Genomic DNA, 26,251 nt, shown 5'->3' on the forward strand with positions numbered 1-26,251 from the left:
TCCCTGAGGCCGGATCAACCGCCCACATCGAGCGAGGAAGCCGGACCATGCTGAGGTTCATGATCCAACGAAGCCTGGTGGCCGTCGCGGTCGCCGTGACGGTGTCGGTGGCGAGTTTCATGCTGCTGCACCTCTCCGGCGACCTCGCCACCGCCATCGCCGGGCCGGAGGCGACCTCCGTGCAGGTGGAGGCGATCCGGGTCCAGTACGGGCTCGACCAGCCGCTCCTGGCGCAGTTCGTCGCCTGGGGAGCCAAGGCGATCCGGCTCGATTTCGGCAACTCGTTCTACTTCCGCGAGAGCGTGATCGACCTCCTGGCCGCCCGCCTGCCGATCACCCTGTTCCTCGGCGTGGTGGCGCTCGCCGTCGCGCTGTTCGTGGCGATCCCCCTCGGGGTGCTCGCCGCGGTCAAGCGCGACACCTGGATCGACCGGGCCGCCCTTTCGGTCTCGGTGCTGGGGCAGGCGATGCCGAGCTTCTGGTTCGGCCTGACCCTGATCATGATCTTCTCGGTGAACCTGCGCTGGCTGCCGGTCTCCGGCAACACGACCTGGAAGCACTTCGTGCTGCCGGCCGTCGCGCTGGGCTACTACGCCATGCCGGCGGTGATGCGTCTCACCCGCAACGGCATGCTCGAAGTGCTGGCCTCCGACTACGTCCGCACCGCCCGCGCCAAGGGCCTGCCCCCGCGCAAGATCCTGATCCGGCACGCGCTGCGCAACGCCGTGATCCCGGTGATCGCGCTCGCCGCCGTCCAGTTCGGCTTCATGCTCGGCGGCTCCATCGTCATCGAGGCGGTGTTCTCGCTCCAGGGGCTCGGCCAGCTCGCCTGGGAATCCATCGCCCGCAACGACTTCCCCGTGGTGCAGGCGATCGTGCTGGTCCTGGCGATGATCTACATCGCCCTGACGCTGGCCGCCGACCTCCTCAACGCCCTCCTCGACCCCCGGCTGCGCCAATGACCCTCCAGCCCTCCGCCTCCCCCCTCGCAGCCGGTCTGCCCGAGACGCCAGCGACCCTTCCGGTCGACGGCCCGGCGCCGCCCTCCACCGCCCGCTCGCCCACCGTCCTGGCGCTCCGGCGCGGGCTGCATCACGGCGGCTTCCTGATCGGCGCCGGCATCCTCGGGATCATCCTGCTCTGCGCCCTCGCCGCGCCGCTGATCGCGCCCCACGATCCCTACGCCCAGGACGTCTCCCGCCGCCTGATCCCGCCGATCTGGCAACAGAAGGGCACCTGGGACCACGTGCTCGGCACCGACAAGCTCGGGCGCGACTACCTCAGCCGCCTGATCTACGGCAGCCAGATCTCGCTCCTCATCGGGATCGCGGCCGCCGCCATCTCGGGGGTGATCGGAACGACGCTCGGCCTCTGCGCCGGCTATTTCGGCGGCAAGGTCGACGCGGTGGTGAGCTACGTCGTGACCACGCGGCTCGCCATGCCGGTGGTGCTGGTGGCGCTCGCCATGGCCTCCCTGGTCGGCGGCTCGCTGAAGGTGGTGGTGCTGGTGCTCGGCTTCCTGCTCTGGGACCGTTTCGCCGTGGTCACCCGCGCGGCGACCCGGCAGATCCGCGACCAGGACTTCATCGCGGCGGCGCGCGCCACGGGGTTCTCCCCGGCCCGCATCCTGTTCCAGGAGGTGCTGCCGAACATCCTCAACGCGCTGATCGTGGTGGCGACCCTGGAGATGGCGCACGCCATCCTGCTCGAGGCCGCCCTGTCCTTCCTCGGCCTCGGCGTCCAGCCGCCCCTGCCGTCCTGGGGCCTGATGATCGCGGAGGGCAAGCCGTACATGTTCTTCCAGCCCTGGGTCATCACCATCCCGGGCGTCGCGCTCCTGGTCCTCGTCCTGGCGATCAACCTGCTGGGCGACGGCATCCGCGACGTCACCGCCCCCGAGGGGCGGCGCTGAGCCCCTGTACCGACCCGTCACCGAGACCGAGTGAGTCCATGTCCCGACACGATGCGATCGCGCGCGCCGCGCGCCACTACGACGAGGGCGCTTTCCTCGAGGTCCTTCAGGATGCCGTCGCCCGTCCCACCGAGAGCCAGACCTCCGGCCAATTGCCGAAGCTGCGCGCCTACCTCGACGACTTCCTCGTTCCGCTGATCGCGCCCCTCGGCTTCGCCAGCCGCATCCTCGACAATCCGGACGGCACCCACGGCCCCTTCCTCATCGCCGAGCGCCACGAGGGCGATGCGCTTCCCACCGTGTTGATCTACGGCCACGGCGACACCGTGCGGGGCTACCCCGAGCAATGGCGCGACGGCCTCGACCCCTGGACCGTCACCATCGAGGGCGAGCGCTGGTACGGGCGCGGCACCGCCGACAATAAGGGCCAGCACATCCTCAACCTCGGCGCGCTGGCGGCGGTGATGGCGGCGCGGGACGGACGCCTCGGCTTCAACACCAAGCTGCTGATCGAGATGGGCGAGGAGGCCGGCTCGCCCGGCCTGCGCGAGCTCTGCCGCGCCGAGGCCGAGGCCCTGAAGGCCGACGTGCTCATCGCCTCGGACGGACCGCGGGTCAGCGCCGAGCGCCCGACCGTCTTCCTCGGTTCGCGCGGCGGCTACACCTTCGAGATGCTGCTGGATCTGCGCGCGGGCGCCCACCATTCCGGCAATTGGGGCGGCCTGCTGCGCAATCCGGGCACGGTGCTGGCCAACGCCATCGCCACCCTCGTCGATGGCCGGGGCCGGATCCTCCTCGACGCCCTGCGCCCGCCCGCGATCTCCGACAGCGTCCGCGCGGCGCTGGCCGACATCACCGTCGGCACCGACCCGACCGCGCCGACGATCGACGCGGATTGGGGCGAGCCCGGCCTCAGCGCCGCCGAGCGCGTCTTCGCCTGGAACACCCTGGAGGTGCTGGCCTTCAAGACCGGCGACCCGGATGGCCCCCTCAACGCCGTGCCGCCCACCGCCAAGGCGACCCTGCAGCTGCGCTTCGTCGTCGGCACCGACTGGGAGGCGATCCTGCCGGCGCTGCGCACCCACCTCGATGCGCACGGCTTTCCGATGGTCGAGGTCCGCGCCGCCCGCACGGAGGTGTTCCGCGCCACCCGGCTCCCCGTCGAGGACCCCTGGGTCGACTGGGCGCTGGCCTCGATCGCCGAGAGCACGGGCAAGCGGCCGGCGCTGCTGCCGAACCTCGGCGGCTCCCTGCCCAACGACGCCTTCTCGGAAATCCTCGGCCTGCCCACCCTGTGGGTGCCCCATTCCTACCCGGCCTGCCTCCAGCACGGCCCGGACGAGCACCTGCTCGGACCGCCCTCGCGCGAGGCCCTGATGCTGATGGCGGGCCTGTACTGGGATCTGGCCGAGACCGGGCCGGCGGTGCTCGCCCGGCGCGAAGCCCTCAAGGGAGCCTGAGCATGAGCGAGCCCGTCGTCCGCATCCGGAACCTCACCCTGGCGCTGCCGAAGGGCTCGGACCGGCCCCATGCCGTCGAGGACCTCTCCCTCGACCTGATGCCCGGCAAGATCCTCTGCGTCGTCGGCGAATCGGGCTCGGGCAAGTCGATGAGCGCCTACGCGCTCACCGGCCTCCTGCCCCGCGCGCTGGAGCCGGTCGGCGGCGAGATCCTGTTCGAGGGCCGGAACCTCCTCACCCTGGACGAGCGCGGCTGGCGGTCCTTGCGCGGGCGCCGCATCGCCATGGTGTTCCAGGAGCCGATGACGGCCCTCAACCCGGTCATGCGCATCGGCGACCAGATCGCCGAGATGTTCGAGGCGCACGACCTCCTCACCCCGGCCGAGCGCAGGGCGCGGGCGGTGGCGCTCGCCACCGAGGTCGGCCTGCCCGACCCGGTGCAGATCGTGCGGGCCTACCCGCACCAGCTCTCCGGCGGCCAGCGCCAGCGCGCCATGATCGCCATGGCGCTGGCCCTCGAACCCTCGATCCTCGTCGCCGACGAGCCGACCACGGCGCTGGACGTCACCACCCAGGCCCAGATCCTCAAGCTCATCCGCGACCTGCAGCGGCGGCGCGGCATGAGCGTCCTGTTCATCACCCACGATTTCGGCGTGGTGGCCGACATCGCCGACCACGTCGCCGTGCTCCAGCGCGGCCGGCTCGTGGAGCAGGGCAGCGCCGAGGCGGTCCTGGAGAACCCGCAGCACCCCTACACCCAGGCCCTGCTCGCGGCCGTGCCGAGCCTCGTGCCCCCGGCGCGCGCCTCCCGCGAGGCCGAGCCCCTCGCCCTCTCGGCCATCGGCCTGACCAAGACCTACACCACGCGAGCCGGCCTGTTCGGCAAGCCGCGCGTGGTCGCGGCGGTCAAGGCGGTGGCCTTCGACGTCCGGCGCGGGGAGACCCTCGGCCTCGTCGGCGAATCCGGCTCGGGCAAGTCCACCACCGCCCGGCTCGCGATCCGCCTGGTCGAGCCCGACCAAGGTACGGTGCGCCTCGGCAGCCTCGACTACACGGCGCTGGCCCCCCGCGCCCTGCGCGACGAGCGCAAGCGCATCCAGATGATCTTCCAGGACCCCTTCGCGTCCCTGAACCCGCGCCGCACGGTCGAGCAGATCATCACCGCCGGTCCGATCGCCCACGGCACGCCGGCCCGCGAGGCCCGCGCGCGGGCCCGCGAACTCCTCGATCTCGTCGGCCTCTCGGCGAGCGCGGCCGAGCGCTACCCCAACGCCTTCTCCGGCGGCCAGCGCCAGCGCATCGGCATCGCCCGTGCGCTGGCCATGGAACCCGACGTGCTCGTGGCCGACGAGGCGGTCTCGGCCCTCGACGTCTCGGTCCAGGCGCAGGTGCTCGACCTCCTGGAGGACCTCAAGCGGCGCCTGAACCTCGCGATGCTGTTCATCACCCACGACCTGCGCGTCGCCGCCAAGATCTGCGACCGCATCGCCGTGATGCATCGCGGCGCCATCGTGGAGATGCGTCCCACCGCCGACCTCTTCCGCGCGCCTGAGCACGCCTATACACGCGATCTTCTCGGCGCCGTGCCGGGGCTGCAGGCCATGCGCGCCGGATGAGGGGGTCGGCGGCCCGGGCGTGAGCCCGAGGCCGGCGCGTCCCGTTCGACGCGATAAGGCTTCGGGCAATTGACGCGTCGTCCGCGGCGGTCTGTAACGGTATTCGTGCGCGCAGCCGGAGGTTTCGGCCGGCCTTACGCCTCGAATCCGTTGGACGGTCTCCATGCACCTCGACGACGATGCTGTGCGCAGGATCGAAGACAGCATCATCTCGGCGGCGATTCAGCCGGAGCGGTGGACGGATGCCGTTTCCCTGCTGGTCGCCGCGACGGGGGCTCGCGGCGCGGGTGCGCTTCCGCTCAGGGGGCGCGTTCCCGGCATCCCGATGAGCGACAGCCTCGAGGCGGTGGCCGACGGTTACTTCCGCGGCGGCTGGTCCGAGCGGGATTACCGCACCAACGGCTTGCCCCAGCTGATCAGGACCGGGCTCTTCGTCGACCAGGATTACGCGACGCCGGACATCATGCGGACGGAGCCGTTCTACGCGAGCTATCTTCGGCCGCACGGCTTCCAATGGTCCGCCGGCCTGCTGGTCGAGGTCGGTGGCGACGCCTGGGTGATGATGCTGCAGCGGACCGGCGACCAGGGTCCCTATACGCCGGAGGAACAGCAAGCCTTGAAGAGGATGATCGCCCCCCTGAACCGCGCGGCCCAGCTCGCTCACAGCATGGGCGAGGCCCGCCTGAACGGGCTCGCGGACGCCTTCGGCGCCATCCGCAATCCGAGCCTGCTGCTGGATCGGACCGGGCGCGTCCTGCGGGTCAGCGCCGCCGCGGAACGCCTGCTGGGCCGCGATCTGAACATCCGGGCGGGCGAGTTGGTCGTTCCGGCCGATGCCCGCGCCACGGCGGCCATCCGCCGGCACATCGCGGCCGCCGTCTGGACCGACCTGAAGCCCGACAGTCCGGCCCTGGCGCCGGTCATCGTCGAGCGTGAGGGCTGCAGGCCCCTGATCCTGCGGGCGCAGCCGCTGCGGAAGACCGGCCTGGAATACTTCGACGGGTGCCGGGCCATCCTGACCATCGTCGATCTCGATGCGCGCTCACCGGCCGATCCGGGCCTTCTCAAGCAACTCTACGGCCTGACGCCGAAGGAGTCGGAGCTCTGCAACGCCCTCCTCGCGGGACACGGCCCCCAGGATTGTACGGACCTTCTCCAGATGTCGATGGCCACCGTGCGGAGCCACCTGAAACGGATCTTCGCGAAGACCGGAACCTCCGGCCAGAGCGAGCTGCTGCTGCTGCTCAGCCAGCAGGCGCGCCTCTGACGCGACGGCTTCCCGGACGAGCCGCCCGCCCCCCCCGCCCGTCGCCGCCTGATGGTCTCTTCTGGTGAAATCGATGCAGGCCACGGCTCGCAGCGCGCCCGAACAATTCCGAACCGCGTCGTCGAGAACTCTGATACGCTCCATCCTTCGGCTCATGAGACAGGGACGGACCCGGATCCCTGCGGTGACCTCGTCATGGGAAGAGAGACACCGATGACCGATGAGAAGCCGAACATGGAATTCTCCGACCTGACCGGGCGGGCGACCCAGGACGGCGTCACCGTGACCGTGAACGTCTATCGCTTCGCGGGCACGCAGGATCCGTGGACGCTGGAGGTCATCGACCAGGCGGGTTGGTCGACGGTCTGGAGCGATACCTTCGAGTCCGACGAGGATGCGCTCGACGCCTTCACCGACGCCGTCGAGGAGGGCGGGGGCATGCGCGCGTTCCTGGAGCCGCCGCCGACCCTGCACTGATCCGCCTCAGCGGCCGAGGGGCGCGCCCCGTCCCCCCGCGGCGGCGCCGAGGGTCCCGCCCCGGGGCGTCGCTCGCCTCGTCGGAGGCGAGCCGGACGCCGATGCGGGCGAGCCCGGCCCCGGCGGTCGGCTGGGAGGCCGCTACTGGGTCCGGCTGGTGGCGCTCACCCGCCAGATCGTCTTGCCGACATCGTCCGAGACCAGCAGCGCACCGGTCTTGTCGAGGATGACGCCCACCGGGCGCCCCTGGGCCTTCTCGTCGGCGTTGAGGAAGCCGGTCAGCGCGTCGACCGGCTGCCCAGTGGGCTTGCCGTCCTTGAAGGGCACGTAGATCACCTTGTAGCCGCTCTTCGGCCGGCGGTTCCACGAGCCGTGCTGGGCGACGAACAGGCCGCTCTTCCAGGCCTCCGGGAGGCTGCTGGCCTGCGAGAACGCGATGCCGAGGGAGGCGGTGTGGGTGCCGACCGCGTAGTCCGGCGCGATCGCCTTGGCGACGAGGTCGGGCTTCTGCGGCTGCACGCGCTCGTCCACGTGGTTGCCCCAGTAGCTGTAGGGCCAGCCGTAGAAGCCGCCCTCCTGCACGGAGGTGACATAGTCGGGCACGAGGTCGCTGCCGATCTCGTCGCGCTCGTTCACCGCGGTCCAGAGCTTGCCAGTCACTGGCTCGAACCCGAGGCCGTTCGGGTTGCGCAGGCCGGTGGCGTATTCGCGCATCTGCTTGGTGGCGATGGTGTATTCCCAGATCGCCGCGCGGCCGGTCTCCTTGTCGAGGCCGTTCTCGCCGACATTGCTGTTCGAGCCGACGGTCACGTAGAGCTTCTGGCCGTCGGGGCTGGCGATGACGTTCTTGGTCCAGTGGTGATTGATGCCGGACGGCAGGTCGACGACCTTCTCCGGCGTCGCCGTGATCTCGGTCTCGCCCGCCTGATAGGGCACCTTCACCAGCGAATCCGCATTGGCGACGTAGAGGTCCGAGCCGACCAGCGCCATGCCGAAGGGCGAGTGCAGGTCCTTGAGGAACACGTGGCGCTCCTCGGCGACGCCGTCGCCGTTCGCGTCGCGCAGGAGAACGATGCGGTCGGGGCTCTTCACCCCGGCGCCGGCCAGGCTCTTGACCTTGTCGGCGACCCAGTCGGCGACGCCGGTCGAGGGATCGTCGGTCTGCGGCTTGTTGGCCTCGGCCACGAGCACGTCGCCGTTGGGCAGGAGGGACATCCAGCGCGGATGCTCGAAGTTCTCCGCGTAGGCCGCGACCTGCAGCCCGGCCGCGGCCTGGGGCTTGGCGCCGCTCTCCCAGCGGGCGACACGGGCGATGTTCACGGTGGGCATCAGGGTCGGGTTCGGAGCCGGCAGGGTCGGGCTGGCGCCCTGCCCGGCCGAGGCCTCGAGGGTGGCCTTCTCCGGATAGACGATGAAGCGCACGAAGGCTGCGCCGCCGAGAAGGATGACGGCCAGGGCGCCGAGGCCGAGTTTCGATCGAGTCCGCATGACGATCACTTCAGCTTGCACGTTGTGCGCGGCCCGCGCGGCCACGTCTCACCGGGTCAAGCCTCCGAGACCGGTTTTGGCTCCCGCGCGGCGTGCCGCAGACCCTTGCGCGAGCCCGGCCGCTTCCGCTTGAATGCCGTCCGCGACCCTGCGGCCCGGGGCGGCGGTGCCGCGGCCCCTGATAACACCGGGTGGACCCATGCTCAGGCGCTCCTTCCTCGTCGGAGTCACGGCGGCGACGCTGATCGTGCCCGGGCGGGCGCGATCGGCCGGCGCGCCGGGCGGCCTCGTGCTGGCGACGGCGACGCCGGGCGGCTCGTTCCCGGCCTTCGGTCAAGCGCTGGTGGAGGCGCTGGGCGCCGCCGATCCGACCCTGTCCATCACCCTGCGGCCGTCCAAGGGCTCGGCCGAGAATGTGGGCCTCCTGAAGGGCGGCACCGTCGACCTCGCCCTGGTCCAGGGCGATTACGCCACCGACGCCCTCCGGGCCGAGCCCGCGGCGGGGGCGCGCCTCACCGTGGTGGCGCCGGTGAACGCCTCGCCCGGCCTCTTCGTCGTCCCGGCTGCCAGCGGGATCCGCGGGGTCCCGGACCTCCGGGGCCGGCGCGTCGTCCTCGGCACCCACGCCTCCGGCCTCACCGTCATGGGCCGGACCGTCCTGGCCGGCTCGGGGATCGATCCCGACCGCGACATCGAGCCGATCCTCCTCGATCGGGCCGGCGACGGGGCGGTCATGGTGCAGGACGGGCGCGCCGCGGCGCTCTGGGGGGCGGGCCTCGGCTGGCCCGGCTTCCGGACGCTGGCGGAGGCGCCGGGCGGCGCCCGCTTCTTCGGACCCGCCCCGGACGCGATCGACCGCATCCTGGCGCTGGGGACCTCGCTGCGCCGCCGCACCGTGCCGGCGAACGCCCTCAAGGGCCAGCAGGCGCCCATCGACACGGTGGGCTCGTGGAGCTTCGTCCTCGCCCGGCCGGACGTCGACGGAGCGCTGGTGGCCCGCTTCGTCGCGGCTCTGGCCGGGAGTCAGGCGCGCCTCGCGCAGAGCTATCCGCAGGGCGGCGACAGCGACCCGCGCAACCTCGTCGACGCCGTGCCCCACGGCTGGCTGCACCCGGCGAGCGCCGCCTACCTGCGCGGCATCGGCGCCCTCCCCTGAGGAAAGGCGCAACCTTCGCTCCCGTCGCCCGGTTGCGCTGAGCGGAAGCGGGGAGAACGACCATGCGGCAGGCCATCTCAGGGATCGTCCTCGCGGTCCTGGCCGGCCCGGCCGGCGCCATCGAGGTCTCCCGCAGCCGCGACATCCCGGCTCCGCCCGCCGCCGTGTGGGCGCTCATCGGCGGCTTCTGCTCCATCGCCCTGTGGCATCCGCAGGTCGCCGCCTGCGAGTCCTCCGGAACCCGGGAGGATCTGGACCGGGAGGACAACGAGCCGATGCGCCGGCTCGTCGTCGCCGGGGGCCTCGGCACCCTCGTCGAGGCCGAGACCCGGCGCGACGAGGCCGGGATGAGCTACAGCTACGCCTTCGTCGAGGGTCCCCTGCCCGTGGCGGCCTACAACGCCACCCTTCAGGTCCGGCCGAACGGCACCGGCGCGACGGTGGTCTGGAGCGCGACCTTCGACCCGGCCGGCCTAAGCGAGGTCGCGGCCCGGGCCGATATCGAGGGCGTCTACGACCAGGGCCTCGACGGCATCGCCCGGGAGTTCGGCGCCCCGGCGGCCCGGCCGAGATAGGTCGTCTGCGACCGGCCGCTGCGGGATCAGCCGGCCGCCAGGCGAAGGCCGGCCCTGTCCGGGCGCCGGACCTGCACCTGATTGCGCCCGTTCGCCTTGGCCGCGTAGAGCGCCTGGTCCGCCGCCTCGACGAAGGCGACGGGGTCGACCGCCCGGATCTCGGGAATCTGCGCCAGGCCGATGCTCACCGTGAGCATTCCGAGGGGGCTGCCGGCATGGGGCAGCGCCCAGCCCGCCACGGCCTCGCGGATGCGCTGGGCGACGGTCTCCGCCCCCGCCGCATCGGTCTCGGGCAGGATCACGGCGAATTCCTCGCCGCCGATGCGGCAGGCCGTGTCGGAGACGCTGGCGATGCCGACCTCGATGGAGCGGGCGATCAGCCGCAGGGCCTCGTCGCCCCGCTGATGCCCGTAGCGATCGTTGAAGCCCTTGAAGTAGTCCGCGTCGAGAACGAGGAGCGAGAGCGGCAGCTGGTTGCGGACAGCCCGGCGCCATTCGCGGCCCAGGACGTCGTCGAACCGCCGCCGGTTGGCGAGGCCCGTCAGGGCATCGGTGGTCGCCAGCTTCTCCAGCTGGACGTTGAGGTCGAGGGCAGCCTGCTCCGCCGCCTTGCGCTGGTGCAGCTCACGCCGGAACAGCCCGGTCAGGACGATGGTGGTGGCGCACAGGCTGAGCACCACCGCGCCGAGAACGAGGGCGCGGTGCCACCACTCGGCGTAGATCTCCGCGGGCGCCACGGCGATGCTGAGATGGAGCGGAAGGTCCCCGACCTTGGTGAACACGAAGTCGCGGTTGCCCTCGCCCACCATCGCGGGGCCGCTGAAGCGGCCCTCCGGCGCATCGAGGAACCGCCGGTAGCTGTCGGTGGCCGAGACGCTGCGGCCGATCACGCCCTCGTCGTAGGGCTCGCGCATGATGATCGCACCGCCCGGACCGTGAAGGGTGACGGTGCCGGCGTGATCGGCGCCGACGGCGGCGAAGAGCTGGCGGAAATAGTCGAGATAGATCGATCCGAGCACCACTCCGGCGAAGCTGCCGTCCGGGTCCGACAGGCGCCGGCTGATGATCAGCACCCGCCTGCCGGTGAGGCGCGAGATCAGCGGCTGGCTGATGTGCAGCGCGTTTCCCGGATGGCTGACGTGATACTGGAAGTATTCGCGGTCGGCGTAGTTCAGCGGCTCCGGCGTGAGCGATTTCGAGCTGATGATGAGCTTGCCGGTCCTGTCGAACACGAGGGTGTGGCCGAAATTCTCGGCGGTGGCGGCGCGGTCGAACAGGATCATCTGCCGGAGCTCGGGATCGGCCTCGGCGAGCTCGGGAAGCTTCAGGCCGTCGACCACGGACCGCAGGGAGAGGTCGTAGATCTCGATGTTGCGGGCGATGTCCCGCCCGAGGACCTGCACGAGGCTGCGCGACGTCATCTCCGAGCGCCGGGCCGCATCGAGGCGCATCTGCCAGAGCATGAAGGCCGAGACGGCGCAGAGACCGACCACCGAGAGCAGGTTGATGGCGCTCAGCCACCGGGCCGAGTGCGTCCACTGAAAGTGCCGCATCCGGAGGGGTTGCGTCGGCATCGTCAGGATCCTGGCATCCATCGGTGATCCGGCGGCGGACGGGTTGGCGGGAGGATGACGAGAGCCGGCAGGACCGAGTCATCGCCCGGGAGCGGTTAATTCTTCCCCCGTCGGGCGCGTCCCGCGCGACGGCGGACCGTCCGGGACGACCCGGCGGGCGGATCAAGCGGCCGTCCGGCGGCGTTGCCCGGTCGAAGCGGACCGAACCGGACGGAAGGACACGCCATGGCATCCCGGCACAGCCCCATCCTGCTCCTCGCCCTCGGGCTGGCGACGCCGGCCGCGGCTCAGACGCCGCCGGCTTCCAGTGGGGACGCGCGCGGCGCGGCGGTGTGCGCGGCGCAGGCCGACAGGAACGGCCTCACGGGGGCCGGCCGCGACACCTTCCTGCGGGAATGCCTGGCCGGCGAGACCCTGGACCGGCCGAAGGCGGATCCGTCGAAGCCGTGACCGGTTCGGCGGCCGTCGCTCAGAGCACGGCCGTCAGCTTGTCCGCCATGGATTGCTCCTTGTCGCGCCGGGACGAGAACGCCATCGTGAAGAAGACGCGCTGGACGCCGATCTCGCTGAGCTTGGCCTCGCAGGCCTCGATGAGCGCGCAGATCTCGCCGAGTTCGCCCTCGATATTCGTCCCGTTGGCATGCATCTCGGCATCGAGGGGACTCGCGTCGATGATCGCCTTGATCGCCTTCACGTAGGGCGAGACCGATGGTCCGACGCCCATCGGGACGATGCACAGATCCGCCACGACCTTCATGATACTTCTCCCTGCGCTTCACGGTCCTGCCAGAGGTGGCAGGTGTCCTGTCCTGTCAATCACCTCCGGGGACCGCCCGCTCGCCCCAAACTGAAATCGGCGGCGAGTCCTTTGCCGGAGGCAGTCTTCGTCGAAGCAGGGACGGGGATCGCGGAATGCGGCCCTCCGGTTCCCAGTCGTCGGTGTCCGTGATCGCCCCTCGGCCAGGCCGGGGGCCGGATCATCCCGTGCGGAACGGAATCGCCGCCTTCGCCGTATCTGCTGATCACTGGGGACCCCTCCCCGGCCCGCGGCCCTGACCCATCCGGGACCGGATGCATCCTGGCTCCGAGCCCGTTCGGGGAGCGGTCGGTTGGACGGGAGACGACAGCCTTGACCGACAGGTTTCGCGCCTTTGCCGCTGCGATCGCCGCGCTGCTGATGCTGACGGCGGGGGCGGTTCAGGCCCAGACCGCCACCGAGGCGCCGGCCGTCCCGGTGGAGGAGGACGTGCGGCCGGGTCCGCCGCCTCCGCTGCCGGATCTGGCCGATTCCAACGGGCGGGCGGGCGAGCCCCTGAACCAGCCCGGCCCGGCCTCCGGCATCCCCAGGGCGCTTCGCGGCTCCGCTGACCGGGCCGGCGGACCGGCCAACGACCTGACGCAGGTCGACCGGCCCGACGAGCCGCCGCTGCCCAAGGCCGATCTCGCGCAGGTGCTGGAGGGCAAGGCCCTGTTTCACGGCAATTACTGCGGCGCCGGCCAGCGCGGCGAGGGCCTGCCGCCCACCGACGACCTCGACGCGGCCTGCATGCGCCACGACGCCTGCTTCGACGCCGCCGGGCATCGTTCCTGCGCCTGCAACGTCACCCTCGAACGGGAGGCGGCCGCCGTCTCGGAGCGGCCCGGCCTCTCGCGCCAGGTCCGCGAGCGGGCCCTCAGCGTGGCCCAGGCGGCCGACGTGATGGCCTGCCAGGCGCCCTGATCGGGTCTCCGGGACCGGCGAGCCCCGACGGTCCCGCGCCCGCAGGAAAACGGCCGCCGCTCGGGGGAGCGACGGCCGCCGGGACGCGAGAGCGTGCGGGGATCAGATGTGGATCGCGCGCTTGCCGACCGCGAGGGCCGCTTCCTTGACCGCCTCCGTGAGGGTCGGGTGGGCGTGGCAGGTGCGGGCGACGTCCTCGGCCGAGGCGCCGAACTCCATCGCCACCGCGACCTCCGCGATCAGGTTGCCGGCATCGGCCCCCACGATGTGGACGCCGAGGACGCGGTCGGTGGTCGCGTCGGCCAGGATCTTCACGAAGCCGTCCGTGGTGTGGTTCACCTTGGCGCGGCCATTGGCGGTGAAGGGGAATTTCCCGCTGTTGTAGGCGATGCCGTCCTTCTTCAGCTCTTCCTCCGTCTTCCCGACGGAGGCGACCTCCGGATAGGTGTAGACCACGTTCGGGATCACGCCGTAATTCACGTGGCCCGACTGGCCGGCCAGCAGCTCGGCCACGGCCACCCCCTCGTCCTCGGCCTTGTGGGCCAGCATCGGCCCGGCGATGACGTCGCCGATCGCGTAGATGCCGGTGACGTTGGTGGCGTAGTGGCTGTCCGTCTGGATGCGGCCCTTGTTGTCGAGGCCGACGCCCACCGTCTCCAGGCCGAGGCCCTCGGTGTAGGGCACCCGGCCGATGGCCACGAGCACCACGTCGGCCTGCAGCTTCTCGGCCTCGCCGCCGGCGGCGGGCTCCACCGTGACGGTGGCGGCGCCGTCGCCGACCTCGACGCCCGTGACCTTGGACGAGAGCTTGAACTGCACGCCCTGCTTGCCGAGGATGCGCTGGAACTGCTTGCCGACCTCGCCGTCCATGCCCGGGAGGATCCGGTCGAGATACTCGACCACGGTCACTTCCGATCCGAGGCGACGCCAGACCGAGCCGAGCTCGAGGCCGATGACGCCGGCACCGATGATGAGGAGCTTGCCCGGGACCTTCTCCAGGGCGAGGGCACCGGTGGAGGAGACGACGATCTTCTCGTCGATGGTGACGCCGGGGAGCTTCGTGACGTCCGAGCCCGTGGCGATGACAACGTTCTTCGTCTCCAGGAGCTGGTTGCCGCCGTCCTCGGACAGCACCTCGACGCGGCCCGCGCCGGCCAGCCGCGCGGTGCCCCGATAGGCGTCGATGCCGTTCTTCTTGAGCAGGAACTCGACGCCCTTGGTGTTGCCGTCGACGCCGTCCTGCTTGAAGGTCATCATCTTGGCGAGGTCGAGCTCGGGCGCGTTCACGATGACGCCCATGTCGGCGAAGTGCTTGCCCGCCTCCTCGAAGGCCTCGGAGGCGTGCAGCAGCGCCTTCGAGGGAATGCAGCCGACGTTGAGGCAGGTGCCGCCATGGCTGGCCCGCTTCTCCACCACGGCCGTCTTGAGGCCGAGCTGGGCGGCCCGGATGGCGCAGACGTAACCGCCGGGGCCGGTGCCGATGACGACGAGATCGTAGGACATAGGAATCTGACTCGCTGGATTGGGCGGCGGGTCATGCCCCACCATCGATGGACGAAGCGCGCGGAAGCGTCCGGCCACGCGGGAGCGCGGCCGGCGGACGGCAGCTGCCGGGCCTTAGAGGTCGAGCACGAGGCGTGCCGGATCCTCGAGCGCCTCCTTGACGCGCACGAGGAAGGTCACGGCCTCCTTCCCGTCGACGATGCGGTGATCGTAGGACAGGGCGAGGTACATCATCGGCCGCGCCTCGATCTTGCCGGCGCGCACGACGGGGCGCTCCTCGATGCGGTGCATGCCGAGGATGCCGGATTGCGGCGCGTTGAGGATCGGGGTCGACATCAGCGAGCCGTAGATGCCGCCGTTGGTGATCGTGAAGGTGCCGCCCTGCATCTCGTCGATGGAGAGCTTGCCGTCGCGGGCCTTCTTGCCGAAGCCGGCGATCTTCTTCTCGATGCCCGCGATCGACAGGTCGTCGGCATCGCGCACCACCGGCACCACGAGGCCCTTGTCGGTGCCGACGGCGATGCCGATGTGGTAGTAGTTCTTGTAGACGAGGTCCTGCCCGTCGATCTCGGCGTTCACCGCCGGCACGTCCTTGAGGGCGCCGATCACCGCCTTGGTGAAGAAGCCCATGAAGCCGAGCTTGGTGCCGTGCTTCTTCTCGAAGATGTCCTTGTACTGGCTCCGCATCGCCATCACGGCCGACATGTCGACGTCGTTGAACGTCGTCAGCATCGCGGCGGTGTCCTGCGCGTCCTTGAGACGGCGGGCGATGGTCTGGCGCAGCTTGGTCATGCGCACGCGCTCCTCGCGCGCCGCATCGTCGGGCTTCGAGGGCGCGCGCGGGGCGGCGGGCTTCGCCTCCCGGGCGGGCGCGGGCGCCGGGGCGGACGGCCCCTTGGCGGTCGCCTCCAGCATGTCGCCCTTGGTCACGCGGCCGTCCTTGCCGCTGCCGTTCAGGGTCGCGGGGTCGATGCCGGACTCGCGCGCCATCTTGGCGACCGCGGGGCCGTGGTCGCCGGACTCGCGGGCGGCCGCGGGGGCGGCGTCGCCGTGGTTGCCGTAGGCGGCCGAGGAATCCTGGGCCGGAGCCTCCGCGGGCTTGCCCTCGGCCTTGGTCTCGGCCTTGGCTTCGGCCTTCTTCGGCGCCGCGGCCTTGCCGCCGCCGGCCCCGGCCTCGACGATCGAGCCGAGGAGCGCGCCGGGCTCCACCGTCTCGCCGTCCTTGGCCAGGATCTCGCCGAGCTGGCCCGCCGCCGGGGCGTTCACCTCCAGGGTGACCTTGTCGGTCTCGAGCTCGACCAGAGGCTCGTCGGCCGCCACGGTGTCGCCCGGCTTCTTGAACCAGCGGCCGATGGTGGCCTCGCTCACGGATTCGCCCAGGGTCGGGACGACGATATCGGTTGCCATGGTTCAGTGTCCGTCCGGAGGGTTCGGGACGCCGCTCCGCGGCGCCCTCGGATCGAGAAACGTGGGGGAAAGGCGGGCGGTCAGACCGCCAGCGCCTCGTTGAGGAAGGCCTGGAGCTGGGCCTGGTGCTTCGAGAGCATGCCCACCGCCGTGGAGGCGGAGGCCGGGCGGCCGACGTAGCGCGCGCGCTTCACCGGCGACTGGGCCTGGCCGAGCACCCATTCGAGGTAGGGCTCGACGAAGGCCCAGGAGCCCATGTTCTTCGGCTCCTCCTGGCACCACACCACCTCGGCGTTGCGGAACCGGCTCATCTCGTTGGCGAGCGCCTTGAGGGGGAACGGGTAGAGCTGCTCGACGCGCATCAGGTAGACGTCGGTGACGCCGCGCTTCTCGCGTTCCTCGTAGAGGTCGTAATAGACCTTGCCCGAGCACAGCACGACGCGGCGGACCTTGTCGTCCTTGACGAGCTTGATGCCGTCCTCGTCGCGCTCGGCATCGTCCCAGAGCACGCGGTGGAAGCTCGAGCCCTCCGCCATCGCCTCGATCGGCGAGACCGCCTTCTTGTGGCGCAGGAGCGACTTCGGCGTCATCAGGATCAGCGGCTTGCGGAACTCGCGGTGCAGCTGGCGGCGCAGGATGTGGAAGTAGTTCGACGGCGTCGTGCAGTTGGCGACCTGCATGTTGTCCTCGGCGCACATCTGCAGGAAGCGCTCCAGGCGGGCGGAGGAGTGCTCCGGCCCCTGGCCCTCGTAGCCGTGCGGCAGCAGCAGGGTCAGGCCCGACATGCGCAGCCACTTGCGCTCGCCGCTGGAGATGAACTGGTCGATGACCACCTGGGCGCCGTTGGCGAAGTCGCCGAACTGCGCCTCCCACAGCACCAGGGCGTTGGGCTCGGCCGCCGAGTAGCCGTACTCGAAGCCGAGCACCGCCTCCTCGGAGAGCATCGAGTTGATGACCTCCAGGCTGGCCTGGCCCTCGCGGATCGAGTTCAGCGAGGTGTAGCGCTGCTCGTTCTCCTGGTCGATCACCACGGCGTGGCGCTGGGAGAAGGTGCCGCGCTCGACATCCTGGCCCGAGAGGCGGACGCGGTGGCCCTCGATGAGGAGCGAGCCGAAGGCCAGGGCCTCGGCCGTCGCCCAGTCGATGCCCTTGCCCGATTCCACCGCCTTGGCGCGGTTGTCGAAGAAGCGCTGGATCGTGCGGTGCAGGTGGAAGCCCGGCGGCGGCGTGGTGATGCGCTGGGCGATCTCGCGCAGGGTCTCGGCGGCCACGCCGGTCTTGCCGCGGCGGGGATCGTCCACGTCCTCGCGCACCGCCTTGAAGCCGGCCCAGCGCCCGTCGAGCCAGTCGGCCTTGTTGGCCTTGTAGTTCGTGGCGACCTCCAGCTCGGCGTCGAGCATGGCGCGGAACTCGGCCTTGCGGGTGTCGAGCTGCTCCTGGCTCAGCACGCCCTCGGCGACGAGCTTCTTGCCGTAGGTCTCCAGCGCGGTCGGGTGCTTGCGGATGCGCTGGTACATCTTCGGCTGGGTGAAGGCCGGCTCGTCGCCCTCGTTGTGGCCGAAGCGGCGGTAGCACAGCATGTCGATGACGACGGGCTTGCCGAACTTCTGGCGGTACTCGATGGCGATCTTGGCCGCGAAGGTCACGACCTCCGGGTCGTCGCCGTTGCAGTGGAAGATCGGGGCCTCCACCATCTTGGCCACGTCCGACGGGTAGGGCGAGGAGCGCGAGAAGCGCGGATCGGTGGTGAAGCCGATCTGGTTGTTGATGATGAAGTGGATCGAGCCGCCGGTGCGGTGGCCCTTCAGGCCCGACAGGCCGAGGCACTCGGCCACCACGCCCTGGCCCGCGAAGGCGGCGTCGCCGTGGATGAGCAGCGGCACCACGCGGGTGCGCTCCACCGTGGGCTTGGCCCGCTGGTCCTGCTTGGCGCGCACCTTGCCGAGCACGACGGGATCGACGATCTCGAGATGCGACGGGTTGGCGGTGAGCGAGAGGTGGACGTTGTTGCCGTCGAAGGCGCGGTCCGACGAGGCACCGAGATGGTACTTCACGTCGCCGGAGCCCTCAACCTCGGCCGGGTTGGCCGAGCCGCCCTTGAACTCGTTGAACACCGCCCGGAAGGGCTTGGCCATCACGTTGGTGAGCACGTTGAGGCGGCCGCGATGGGCCATGCCCACGACGATCTCCTCCGCACCCAGCGCGCCGCCGCGCTTGATGATCTGCTCGAGCGCCGGGATCATCGCCTCGGAGCCGTCGAGGCCGAAGCGCTTGGTGCCGGTGTACTTGAGGTCGAGGAACTTCTCGAAGCCCTCGGCCTCGATCAGCTTGTTCAGGATCGCGCGCCGACCCTCGGGCGTGAAGGTGATCTCCTTGCCCTTGCCCTCGATGCGCTCCTGGATCCAGGCCTTCTCCTCCGGATTGGAGATGTGCATGAACTCGACGCCGAGCGTCTGGCAGTAGGTGCGCTCCAGGATCTCGACGATCTCGCGGATGGTCGAGAATTCCAGGCCGAGCACGTTGTCGAGGAAGATCGGGCGGTCCCAGTCCTTCTCCTCGAAGCCGTAATGCTGCGGGTGCAGTTCCTCGTGGTCGCCGCGGGGGGCGAGGCCGAGGGGGTCGAGCTTGGCGTGCAGGTGGCCGCGCATGCGGTAGGCGCGGATCAGCATGATCGCGCGGACCGAATCCTTGGTCGCCTGCTCCACCGAGATGCCGGGGGCGGAGGCGATGACGACGCCCTTGGCCGGGGCCGAGGCGGTGTCGGACTTGGCGCGGATCTTGTCGCCCATCGCCTTCTCGACGGTGGCCCAGTTGCCGTCGAGGGCCGAGACGATCTCGCCGTTGGCGTGGATCGGCCAGTTCGGCCGCTCCCAGGAGGCGCCGGCCGCGTTCTTCTCCGCGAGCCCCTTGTCCTCGTTCAGGGACCGGAAGAACGTCTGCCACTCGGGGTCGACCGAGTTCGGATCACGGGCGTAAGCCGCCTGCAGCTCCTCGATATAGGCGGCGTTGCCGCCGTAGAGGAACGAGGTTTCGAGCGCGTCCTGGCGTGCCATCGTTCGGGTCATCCTGCCGCTGTGCGGGGTCCTCCGCCGGGGAGGCCCCCTGCCCGACCCACCTCGGCGCGGATCGCGGAGGGGATCGGATGTATCGGGAAAGACGCGGGCACCGTCGGGCTCGCGTCGCTCGTTCGTAGATGGGGTCGCGGACCTGAACGCCGGAGCAATGCAGGCCTGCGATCCCCGCGCGTCAGCCGCGCAGGACTTCGACGAGGGTGCTGCCGAGCCGGGCCGGCGAGGGCGAGACCCGGATGCCGGCCGCTTCCATCGCGGCGATCTTGTCCTCGGCGCCGCCCTTGCCGCCGGAGATGATGGCGCCCGCATGGCCCATGCGGCGGCCCGGAGGCGCCGTGCGACCGGCGATGAAGCCGACCATGGGCTTCTTGCGGCCGCGCTTGGCCTCGTCGGCCAGGAACTGCGCCGCCTCCTCCTCGGCCGAGCCGCCGATCTCGCCGATCATCACGATCGACTCGGTCTTGTCGTCGGCCAGGAACAGTTCGAGCATGGAGATGAACTCGGTGCCCTTCACCGGGTCGCCGCCGATGCCCACCGCCGTGGTCTGGCCGAGACCGGCATTGGTGGTCTGGAACACGGCCTCGTAGGTCAGCGTGCCGGAGCGGGAGACGATGCCCACCGAGCCCGGCTTGAAGATGTTGGCCGGCATGATGCCGATCTTGCACTGGCCGGCGGTGACGATGCCGGGGCAGTTCGGTCCCACGAGGCGGGACTTCGAGCCTTCGAGCGCGCGCTTGACCCGCACCATGTCGAGGACCGGGATGCCCTCGGTGATGCAGACGATGAGCGGAACTTCCGCCTGGATCGCCTCGCAGATCGCGTCGGCGGCGCCCGGCGGCGGCACGTAGACGACCGAGGCCGTCGCGCCCGTGGCCTCGCGCGCCTCGGCCACCGTGTCGAAGACCGGCAGGTTGAGGTGCTTGGAACCGCCCTTACCGGGGCTGGTGCCGCCGACCATCTTGGTGCCGTAGGCGATGGCCTGCTCGGAGTGGAAGGTCCCGTTCTTGCCGGTGAAGCCCTGGCAGATGACCTTGGTGTTCGCGTCGATCAGGATGGACATGGGTACTCTCAGCCCTTCTTCACGGCGGCGACGATCTTCTGCGCGGCATCGTCGAGGTCGTCGGCGGGGATCACGTTCAGGCCGGAATTCCGGATGATCTCCTTGCCCTTCTCGACGTTGGTGCCCTCGAGGCGCACCACCAGGGGCACCTGCAGGCCGACCGCCTTCACCGCCGCGATCACGCCGTTGGCGATCACGTCGCACTTCATGATGCCGCCGAAGATGTTGACCAGGATGCCCTTCACCTGCGGGTCGGCGGTGATGATCTTGAAGGCCGCGGTGACCTTCTCCTCCGACGCGCCGCCGCCGACATCGAGGAAGTTCGCCGGCTCCTCGCCGTAGAGCTTGATGATGTCGAGGGTCGCCATCGCGAGGCCGGCGCCGTTGACCATGCAGCCGATGGTGCCGTCCAGCGCGATGTAGGCGAGATCGTACTTCGAGGCCTCGATCTCCTTGGCGTCCTCCTCGGTCTCGTCGCGCAGGGCCACGATGTCGGGGTGCCGGTAGAGGGCGTTCGAGTCGAAGGAGATCTTGGCGTCGAGGCACTTGAGGTGGCCGTCGCCGGTGAGCACCAGCGGGTTGATCTCCAGCATGCTCATGTCCTTGGCGGTGAACGCCTCGTAGAGCCGCGTGGTGAGATCGCCGGCTTCCTTGGCCTGCGCGCCGGTGAGGCCGAGCGTCTTGGCGACGAGGCGGCCGTGATGGGGCATCACGCCGGTGGCGGGATCGACCGAGAAGGTGACGATTTTCTCCGGCGTGTCGTGCGCCACCGTCTCGATGTCCATGCCGCCTTCCGTCGAGACGACGTAGGCGACCTTGCCGGTCTCGCGGTCCACCAGCATCGAGAGGTAGAATTCCGCCTCGATCTGGGCGCCCTCCTCGATGTAGAGGCGGTTGACCTGCTTGCCGGCCTCGCCGGTCTGGATCGTGACCAGGGTCTGGCCCAGCATCTCGCCGGCGAACTGCTTGACCTCGTCGAGGGACTTGGTGACGCGCACGCCGCCCTTGGCGCCGGCGGGCGCGCCCTTGAAGGTGCCCTTGCCGCGGCCGCCCGCGTGGATCTGCGACTTCACCACCCAGACCGGACCGCCGAGTTCCTTGGCGGCGGCCTCGGCCTCCTCCGGCTTGAAGATCGCCACGCCCTTGGAAACGGGCAGGCCGAATTCCTTCAGCACCGCCTTGGCCTGGTATTCGTGAATGTTCATGAACGTTTCTCCGCCTCGTCCCGGCGCCGGGCGCGGGAGTTCAGGACACGACACCGGCATCGTCGCGCCGGCCGCGCAGGCGGCCGGCGCGCGATGCTTCTCACTGTGGTCAGGCGAGCGCGGGGTTCACGCCCTTGCAGGCCTCGATCAGGGTCTTCACGGCGCCGACCGACTTGTCGAACATCGCCTTCTCGTCGCCGTTGAAGTCCACTTCGAGGACGCGCTCGACGCCGTTCGCGCCGATCACGATCGGCACGCCGACATACATGTCGGAGACGCCGTACTCGCCGTTGAGGTAGGCGGCGCAGGGCAGCACGCGGCGCTTGTCGCGCAGGTAGCTCTCGGCCATGGCGATGGCGGAGGCGGCGGGGGCGTAGAAGGCCGAGCCGGTCTTGAGCAGGTTGACGATCTCGCCGCCGCCCTTGCGGGTGCGCTCGACCATGGCGTCGAGCTTCTCCTGGCTGGTCCAGCCGAGCTTGACCAGGTCGGGGAGCGGCACGCCGGCCACCGTGGAGTAGCGCACCAGCGGGACCATGTCGTCGCCGTGGCCACCGAGCACGAAGGCGGTCACGTCCTCCACCGAGACCTTGAACTCGTCGGCGAGGAAGTGGCGGAAACGGGCGGAATCGAGGACGCCGGCCATGCCGACCACCTTGTGGGTGGGAAGCCCCGAGAACTTCTGCAGGGCCCAGACCATCGCGTCGAGGGGATTGGTGATGCAGATGACAAAGGCGTCCGGCGCGTGCTGCTTGATGCCGGTGCCGACGGCCTCCATGACCTTCAGGTTGATCCCGATCAGGTCGTCGCGGCTCATGCCGGGCTTGCGCGGCACGCCCGCGGTGACGATCACCACGTCGGCGCCGGCGATCGCGGCGTAGTCGCTGGCCCCCGTGTAGGTGGCGTCGAAGCCGTCGACCGGTGCGGATTCCGCGATGTCGAGGCCCTTGCCCTGCGGGACGCCGTCGGCGATGTCGAACAGCACGACGTCGCCGAGTTCCTTCAGGCCCGCCAGGTGCGCGAGGGTTCCACCGATCTGTCCAGCGCCGATGAGCGCGATCTTGCTGCGTGCCATGGGGGAAACGAACCTCCGGTCCTTGCGTAGCGGTCGCGGCGCTGGGAGGCTTCGAAAAACCACCGGCGCGTTGCTGCGCGGTGTGTGGCCGAAAAGGCCCAGAGCTTCAACCGAGACACGAAGGCCAAAGCAGGGTTCGGGCCAGGCCGGTCCGCGACCGCTTCTGGGACCCGCCGCGAAAAGCCGAGACATTGCCGTGCCTTAGGCGCGCGCGCTCAAATTCGGCGCTGCAGCCAAGGCCAAGTGACAGAGGCAAAATTCTGTCACGGAGGCTCAGAGGGTGCCGGTCCGCAACACCTTCTGGATGGCCAGAATCACCGCGCCGAGGCGGGCCTCCACGAGGTCGCGCGGCAGGTCGGCATCGTGCTGGATCGCCAGCGGATGGGTGAAGCGGTAGCTGGCGTCGAAGATGTGCGCGATGGCCCGCTCGCGGTCCCGGGCGACGAAGGCGCCGGCGCCGATGCCCTCCTCGACCACGCGCTCGACGAGGCTGCGCAGGCGCACCCGGTGGCGCCGGGCGATCGGGCGCGCCCCCACCGTGGCGTCGAGGTGAACGGCGAAGAGGTTCGGCTCGTGGACCAGGGTCTCGCGCTGGACGCTCGCCAGGGCGGTGAGCAGGCGCTCGATCTTGTCGTCGGCGGGATCCGGCGCGTCGGCGATGCGGGCGAGTTCCGCCTCGACGTCGCGGAGCCAGCGCCCCGCCACCGCGTCGAGCAGGGCGTCCTTGGACGGGAAGTAGCGGTAGACGTTGGCGTGCGTCATGCCCGCCTCGGCGGCGACGGCCACCACGGTGACCCGCTTCGGCCCGAGGCGGCGGAGGTGTTCGGTGGCCACGGCGAGCAGGCGCGCATCGACCGCCAGGGGTGCCGTGGTCCGCGGCGCCGGACGGGCGACGCGGGGCACCGTGATGCGGACGGCGCTCTCCGGGGCCGTCTGATCCTCGGACGGTTCGCTTCCCCGGCTCTCGCTGAGGTCGATCTCGTGCCCGAAGGCGAAGGGCGGGCCGGGCGGCTGCATCAAATCGGACACCAGGGCTCGTGGAGGGACGGGACGACACCTCCCGGACATGTCCACTTCGGGAGAAGTGGGTTTCTCGTCCGAAAGTCCAACGCGGCCAATATCAATGACAGCACCAGCCTCGCTGTAACGCCCCTTTAGCGAGTCAGAACCGGTTCTTCCAGGCCCTCAATGCAGCAAAGACAACCGAGGGCTGGGTGCCGGGCGCCAGATCCACTCCCTGAGCGAGGCTCGGCTCGCCGGCGCGCAGGAACGGATTGGTCGCGCGCTCCGCGCCCAGGGTGCTGGGAATCAGGAAGCGGCCCTCCACCGCGGCGCGCTCGGCCTCGGCCGCCCGGGCGGCGAGGGCCGCGTTGCCGGGCTCGGCCGCCAGCGCGAAGCGGGCATTGGAGAGCACGTAGTCGTGCCCGCTATAGACCGCGGTCGCGTCGGGCAGCGGCAGGAAGCGCTCCAGGGAACGCCACAGGGTCGCGGGCTCGGCCTCCATCACCCGGCCGCAGCCGAGGGTGAACAGGGTGTCGCCGGCGAACACCACGCCGGCCCCCTCGAACCAGTAGGTGACGTGGTCGGCGCAGTGCCCCGGCGTCTCCCAGACCTGCGCCGCGAGGTCGCCGACCCGGACCACGTCCCCTTCCGAGACCGTGACGTCGACCTCCGGCACGGCCTCCCCCGCCTTCAGGGGCGCCGTCACCCGCGCGCCGGTGCGGCGCTTCACCTCCGGGATGCCCTCGACATGGTCGCCGTGCCGGTGCGTGACGAGGATGTCGGTGAGGGTCCAGCCGGCCGCGTCGAGGGCCGCCAGCACGGGGCCGGCCTCCGGCACGTCGATGGCGGCGCAGGCGCCGGTGGCGGGGTCGCGGATCAGGACGCCGATATTGTCGCTGCGGCACAGGAAGGTGCGGATCTCGGGCCTCTGGGCGGTCATGGGGCTTCCTTCCGGATCGGGGACGCGGGGGCTGCGACGTGCGGCGGCCCCTCGGCGCGGACAGGTTCGGTACGAGGCGAAATGGGTGCGGGACCGGGCAGGTCCAGGGGCCGTTTCCCCCGGTCCTTCGCGGACCCCCGCCGATCCGGGCTTGTCGTGCCGGGTCGCGGCCCCCATTGATGCGGGCGGGCCTTTCTCGCAACGCGGGCCTCCCGGCCGGCTCCCCGCGCCGAGCGACCGTACCGAAACCCGATCCATGCGCCTCGACGTCACCGACCTGCGCGCCTTCTACGCGAGTCCCCTCGGGGGCGTGACGCACCGCATCGTGGCGCGCGCGATCCACGGCTTCCTCGGCTCGGTCTCCGGCCTGCGCGTGCTCGGGCTCGGCTACGCCACGCCCTATCTCGGCCCCGTCCACGTTATCGCCGAGCGCACCCTGGCCTTCATGCCGGCGACGCAGGGGGTGGTGAACTGGCCCGGCAGCGGCCGCTCCTGCTCGGCGCTGGCCGACCCGACCATGATGCCCCTGCCCGAGGCGGCGGTGGACCGGGTGATCCTCGTCCACGCCCTCGAATCCGTCGAGAGCCCGACGGAACTCCTGCAGGACGTCTGGCGGGTGCTGACCCCGGGCGGGCGCATGATTCTGGTGGTGCCGAACCGGCGCGGCGTCTGGGCGCGGCGCGACGCGACGCCGTTCGGCCACGGCCAGCCCTACAGCCGCTCGCAGCTCGCCCGCCTGATGCGCACCACCCAGTTCTCCCCCGAGGGCTGGGCCGAGACCCTCTACATGCCGCCGGTGGAGAACCGGCTGCTGCTGCGCACGGCGAGCGCCTGGGAGCGGATGGGCACCAGCCTGTCGCTGCCCTTCGCCGGCCTGCACGTGGTCGACGCCACCAAGCAGCTCTACCGCCCCGTCGCCGTGCGCCGGGTGCGCCGGGCGACCCGCCTCGCACCGGCCCGCGTGCTGGTGCCCGCCCCCTCCCCGGGCTGAACGGATGCTGGATCTCATCGCGCCCGAGGCGGCGCTCCAGAGCTTCGTGCTCGCCTTCTCCTCGCTGTTCTCCATCGTGAACCCGGTGGGCTCGTCGCTGATCTTCGCGCAGGTGACGGCCCTGAACTCCCATGCCGAGCGGCTGGAGCTCGCCAAGCGCATCGGCTTCTACGCTGCCCTGATCATGCTCTCGACCCTCTGGGCGGGCGCGCCGATCCTCAACTTCTTTGGCGTCTCCCTGGCGGCCCTGCGCATCGCCGGGGGCCTCGTGGTGGCGGCCTCGGCCTGGACGCTGCTCACGGCGCCCGAGGCGCGCGAGGCGCGCAAGCAGGCGGAGGCGACCCGGGAACCCGCCGGCAACCTCGCGGAGATCGCGTTCTTCCCGCTGACGCTGCCCTTCACCACCGGTCCCGGCACCATCGCGGTGGCGATCGCGCTCGGCTCCAACCGGCCCGCGCCGGGACCGGACCGGATCGGCTTCTACATCGGCATGTCGCTGGCGGCGCTGGCCATCGCCGTGCTGGTGCGCTTCACCTACGGCTCCGCCGACCGGGTGGTGACCTGGATCGGCCCCGTGGGCGCGCGGGTGCTCGGGCGCCTCTTCGCCTTCCTGCTGCTCTGCGTCGGCACCCAGATCACCGTGAACGGCGTCACCGACGTGCTCGGCCCCCTGCTGGCGCAGGCGGGGCGCTGATCCTTGTCCGGTGCGGCCGGAGGCTGTACCGCAACGCGCGAGGGACACGGAGGCAGGGCAA

General features: G+C 70.7%; 23 protein-coding genes. 12 read left to right on the forward strand and 11 right to left on the reverse strand.

Annotated features, from left to right (window positions below; all coding sequences use genetic code 11):
- Positions 1 to 47 precede the first annotated feature (47 nt).
- The 6 genes from ASF49_RS10625 (at position 48) to ASF49_RS10650 (ending at position 6,732) form a co-directional block, all read left to right on the forward strand.
- A complete protein-coding gene (locus tag ASF49_RS10625) occupies positions 48 to 962 on the forward strand; it encodes an ABC transporter permease (RefSeq protein WP_056471911.1) in 915 nt (304 codons plus the stop codon).
- Entirely contained in the window at positions 959 to 1,912 is a 954-nt protein-coding gene (locus ASF49_RS10630) for an ABC transporter permease (protein WP_156652957.1), read from the forward strand. Before ASF49_RS10625 ends, ASF49_RS10630 begins: the two co-directional genes overlap by 4 nt.
- Positions 1,913 to 1,950: 38 nt before the next feature.
- On the forward strand, positions 1,951 to 3,372 hold the full coding sequence (locus tag ASF49_RS10635) for a M20 family metallopeptidase (protein ID WP_056471914.1): 1,422 nt from the start codon (positions 1,951 to 1,953) through the stop codon (positions 3,370 to 3,372).
- 2 nt (positions 3,373 to 3,374) lie between these two features.
- Positions 3,375 to 4,988 (forward strand): ABC transporter ATP-binding protein, encoded by a 1,614-nt coding sequence (locus ASF49_RS10640; protein WP_056471918.1) that lies wholly within the window; start codon positions 3,375 to 3,377, stop codon positions 4,986 to 4,988.
- 163 nt (positions 4,989 to 5,151) lie between these two features.
- Entirely contained in the window at positions 5,152 to 6,255 is a 1,104-nt protein-coding gene (locus ASF49_RS10645) for a helix-turn-helix transcriptional regulator (RefSeq protein WP_056471920.1), read from the forward strand.
- Positions 6,256 to 6,468: 213 nt separating this feature from the next.
- On the forward strand, positions 6,469 to 6,732 hold the full coding sequence (locus ASF49_RS10650) for a hypothetical protein (RefSeq protein ID WP_056471924.1): 264 nt from the start codon (positions 6,469 to 6,471) through the stop codon (positions 6,730 to 6,732).
- Positions 6,733 to 6,873: 141 nt separating this feature from the next.
- On the opposite strand, the gene ASF49_RS10655 is transcribed toward ASF49_RS10650, so the two are convergent.
- On the reverse strand, positions 6,874 to 8,220 hold the full coding sequence (locus ASF49_RS10655; RefSeq protein WP_056471927.1) for a PQQ-dependent sugar dehydrogenase: 1,347 nt from the start codon (positions 8,218 to 8,220) through the stop codon (positions 6,874 to 6,876).
- Positions 8,221 to 8,419: 199 nt separating this feature from the next.
- On the opposite strand from ASF49_RS10655, the gene ASF49_RS10660 reads away from it, so the two are divergent.
- Together ASF49_RS10660 and ASF49_RS10665 are read left to right on the forward strand one after the other, a co-directional pair.
- Positions 8,420 to 9,376, forward strand: coding sequence for a TAXI family TRAP transporter solute-binding subunit (locus tag ASF49_RS10660; RefSeq protein ID WP_056471930.1), 957 nt, complete (start codon positions 8,420 to 8,422; stop codon positions 9,374 to 9,376).
- 62 nt (positions 9,377 to 9,438) lie between these two features.
- Positions 9,439 to 9,951, forward strand: a complete 513-nt coding sequence (locus ASF49_RS10665; RefSeq protein ID WP_056471933.1) for an SRPBCC family protein — start codon at positions 9,439 to 9,441, stop codon at positions 9,949 to 9,951.
- Positions 9,952 to 9,977: 26 nt separating this feature from the next.
- Here the strand turns inward: ASF49_RS10665 and ASF49_RS10670 are convergent, their stop codons facing one another.
- Positions 9,978 to 11,525, reverse strand: a complete 1,548-nt coding sequence (locus ASF49_RS10670; protein WP_162240972.1) for a sensor domain-containing diguanylate cyclase — start codon at positions 11,523 to 11,525, stop codon at positions 9,978 to 9,980.
- 225 nt (positions 11,526 to 11,750) lie between these two features.
- Between ASF49_RS10670 and ASF49_RS10675 the strand changes: the two genes are divergently transcribed.
- On the forward strand, positions 11,751 to 11,975 hold the full coding sequence (locus ASF49_RS10675) for a hypothetical protein (protein ID WP_056471938.1): 225 nt from the start codon (positions 11,751 to 11,753) through the stop codon (positions 11,973 to 11,975).
- A gap of 19 nt (positions 11,976 to 11,994) precedes the next feature.
- Here the strand turns inward: ASF49_RS10675 and ASF49_RS10680 are convergent, their stop codons facing one another.
- Positions 11,995 to 12,282 (reverse strand): MTH1187 family thiamine-binding protein, encoded by a 288-nt coding sequence (locus ASF49_RS10680; RefSeq protein WP_056471941.1) that lies wholly within the window; start codon positions 12,280 to 12,282, stop codon positions 11,995 to 11,997.
- Positions 12,283 to 12,702: 420 nt separating this feature from the next.
- On the opposite strand from ASF49_RS10680, the gene ASF49_RS10685 reads away from it, so the two are divergent.
- Entirely contained in the window at positions 12,703 to 13,245 is a 543-nt protein-coding gene (locus ASF49_RS10685) for a phospholipase A2 family protein (RefSeq protein ID WP_056472698.1), read from the forward strand.
- A gap of 102 nt (positions 13,246 to 13,347) precedes the next feature.
- Here ASF49_RS10685 and lpdA read toward each other — a convergent pair whose 3' ends face one another.
- From lpdA to gloB, 8 genes are all read right to left on the reverse strand, one after another.
- Positions 13,348 to 14,748 carry a dihydrolipoyl dehydrogenase gene (gene lpdA / locus ASF49_RS10690; RefSeq protein WP_056471944.1) on the reverse strand — a complete coding sequence of 467 codons (1,401 nt, stop codon included), beginning with the start codon at positions 14,746 to 14,748 and terminating at the stop codon, positions 13,348 to 13,350.
- Positions 14,749 to 14,862: 114 nt separating this feature from the next.
- Complete coding sequence (gene odhB / locus ASF49_RS10695; protein ID WP_056471946.1) at positions 14,863 to 16,155, reverse strand: 2-oxoglutarate dehydrogenase complex dihydrolipoyllysine-residue succinyltransferase; 1,293 nt, start codon at positions 16,153 to 16,155, stop codon at positions 14,863 to 14,865.
- Between the two features lie 80 nt (positions 16,156 to 16,235).
- Entirely contained in the window at positions 16,236 to 19,208 is a 2,973-nt protein-coding gene (locus tag ASF49_RS10700; protein ID WP_056471950.1) for a 2-oxoglutarate dehydrogenase E1 component, read from the reverse strand.
- Between the two features lie 193 nt (positions 19,209 to 19,401).
- Entirely contained in the window at positions 19,402 to 20,286 is an 885-nt protein-coding gene (gene sucD, locus ASF49_RS10705) for a succinate--CoA ligase subunit alpha (protein WP_056471956.1), read from the reverse strand.
- Between the two features lie 8 nt (positions 20,287 to 20,294).
- Positions 20,295 to 21,491: an ADP-forming succinate--CoA ligase subunit beta gene (gene sucC, locus ASF49_RS10710; RefSeq protein ID WP_056471959.1), complete on the reverse strand. Its 1,197-nt coding sequence runs from the start codon at positions 21,489 to 21,491 to the stop codon at positions 20,295 to 20,297.
- Between the two features lie 109 nt (positions 21,492 to 21,600).
- On the reverse strand, positions 21,601 to 22,563 hold the full coding sequence (gene mdh, locus ASF49_RS10715; protein ID WP_056471962.1) for a malate dehydrogenase: 963 nt from the start codon (positions 22,561 to 22,563) through the stop codon (positions 21,601 to 21,603).
- Positions 22,564 to 22,836: 273 nt separating this feature from the next.
- Positions 22,837 to 23,592 (reverse strand): TetR family transcriptional regulator, encoded by a 756-nt coding sequence (locus tag ASF49_RS10720; protein WP_243214524.1) that lies wholly within the window; start codon positions 23,590 to 23,592, stop codon positions 22,837 to 22,839.
- 133 nt (positions 23,593 to 23,725) lie between these two features.
- Positions 23,726 to 24,505, reverse strand: coding sequence for a hydroxyacylglutathione hydrolase (gloB, locus tag ASF49_RS10725; protein ID WP_056471967.1), 780 nt, complete (start codon positions 24,503 to 24,505; stop codon positions 23,726 to 23,728).
- A 256-nt stretch (positions 24,506 to 24,761) separates the two neighbouring features.
- Between gloB and ASF49_RS10730 the strand changes: the two genes are divergently transcribed.
- On the forward strand, positions 24,762 to 25,496 hold the full coding sequence (locus ASF49_RS10730; RefSeq protein WP_056471971.1) for a class I SAM-dependent methyltransferase: 735 nt from the start codon (positions 24,762 to 24,764) through the stop codon (positions 25,494 to 25,496).
- Between the two features lie 4 nt (positions 25,497 to 25,500).
- The gene (locus ASF49_RS10735; protein WP_056471974.1) at positions 25,501 to 26,190 is read left to right on the forward strand and encodes a MarC family protein; all 690 of its coding nucleotides are present in this window, start codon (positions 25,501 to 25,503) and stop codon (positions 26,188 to 26,190) included.
- Positions 26,191 to 26,251: the final 61 nt, after the last annotated feature.

It is taken from the genome of Methylobacterium sp. Leaf104, assembly GCF_001422885.1.
In the GTDB taxonomy this organism is placed as follows: domain Bacteria; phylum Pseudomonadota; class Alphaproteobacteria; order Rhizobiales; family Beijerinckiaceae; genus Methylobacterium.

Coding starts and splice junctions, on each gene's coding strand:
- ASF49_RS10625 (WP_056471911.1), top strand. CDS start 48: ATGCTGAGGTTCATGATCCAACGAAGCCTGGTGGCCGTCGCGGTCGCC.
- ASF49_RS10630 (WP_156652957.1), top strand. CDS start 959: ATGACCCTCCAGCCCTCCGCCTCCCCCCTCGCAGCCGGTCTGCCCGAG.
- ASF49_RS10635 (WP_056471914.1), top strand. CDS start 1,951: ATGTCCCGACACGATGCGATCGCGCGCGCCGCGCGCCACTACGACGAG.
- ASF49_RS10640 (WP_056471918.1), top strand. CDS start 3,375: ATGAGCGAGCCCGTCGTCCGCATCCGGAACCTCACCCTGGCGCTGCCG.
- ASF49_RS10645 (WP_056471920.1), top strand. CDS start 5,152: ATGCACCTCGACGACGATGCTGTGCGCAGGATCGAAGACAGCATCATC.
- ASF49_RS10650 (WP_056471924.1), top strand. CDS start 6,469: ATGACCGATGAGAAGCCGAACATGGAATTCTCCGACCTGACCGGGCGG.
- ASF49_RS10655 (WP_056471927.1), bottom strand. CDS start 8,220: ATGCGGACTCGATCGAAACTCGGCCTCGGCGCCCTGGCCGTCATCCTT.
- ASF49_RS10660 (WP_056471930.1), top strand. CDS start 8,420: ATGCTCAGGCGCTCCTTCCTCGTCGGAGTCACGGCGGCGACGCTGATC.
- ASF49_RS10665 (WP_056471933.1), top strand. CDS start 9,439: ATGCGGCAGGCCATCTCAGGGATCGTCCTCGCGGTCCTGGCCGGCCCG.
- ASF49_RS10670 (WP_162240972.1), bottom strand. CDS start 11,525: ATGCCGACGCAACCCCTCCGGATGCGGCACTTTCAGTGGACGCACTCG.
- ASF49_RS10675 (WP_056471938.1), top strand. CDS start 11,751: ATGGCATCCCGGCACAGCCCCATCCTGCTCCTCGCCCTCGGGCTGGCG.
- ASF49_RS10680 (WP_056471941.1), bottom strand. CDS start 12,282: ATGAAGGTCGTGGCGGATCTGTGCATCGTCCCGATGGGCGTCGGACCA.
- ASF49_RS10685 (WP_056472698.1), top strand. CDS start 12,703: ATGCTGACGGCGGGGGCGGTTCAGGCCCAGACCGCCACCGAGGCGCCG.
- lpdA (WP_056471944.1), bottom strand. CDS start 14,748: ATGTCCTACGATCTCGTCGTCATCGGCACCGGCCCCGGCGGTTACGTC.
- odhB (WP_056471946.1), bottom strand. CDS start 16,155: ATGGCAACCGATATCGTCGTCCCGACCCTGGGCGAATCCGTGAGCGAG.
- ASF49_RS10700 (WP_056471950.1), bottom strand. CDS start 19,208: ATGGCACGCCAGGACGCGCTCGAAACCTCGTTCCTCTACGGCGGCAAC.
- sucD (WP_056471956.1), bottom strand. CDS start 20,286: ATGTCCATCCTGATCGACGCGAACACCAAGGTCATCTGCCAGGGCTTC.
- sucC (WP_056471959.1), bottom strand. CDS start 21,491: ATGAACATTCACGAATACCAGGCCAAGGCGGTGCTGAAGGAATTCGGC.
- mdh (WP_056471962.1), bottom strand. CDS start 22,563: ATGGCACGCAGCAAGATCGCGCTCATCGGCGCTGGACAGATCGGTGGA.
- gloB (WP_056471967.1), bottom strand. CDS start 24,505: ATGACCGCCCAGAGGCCCGAGATCCGCACCTTCCTGTGCCGCAGCGAC.
- ASF49_RS10730 (WP_056471971.1), top strand. CDS start 24,762: ATGCGCCTCGACGTCACCGACCTGCGCGCCTTCTACGCGAGTCCCCTC.
- ASF49_RS10735 (WP_056471974.1), top strand. CDS start 25,501: ATGCTGGATCTCATCGCGCCCGAGGCGGCGCTCCAGAGCTTCGTGCTC.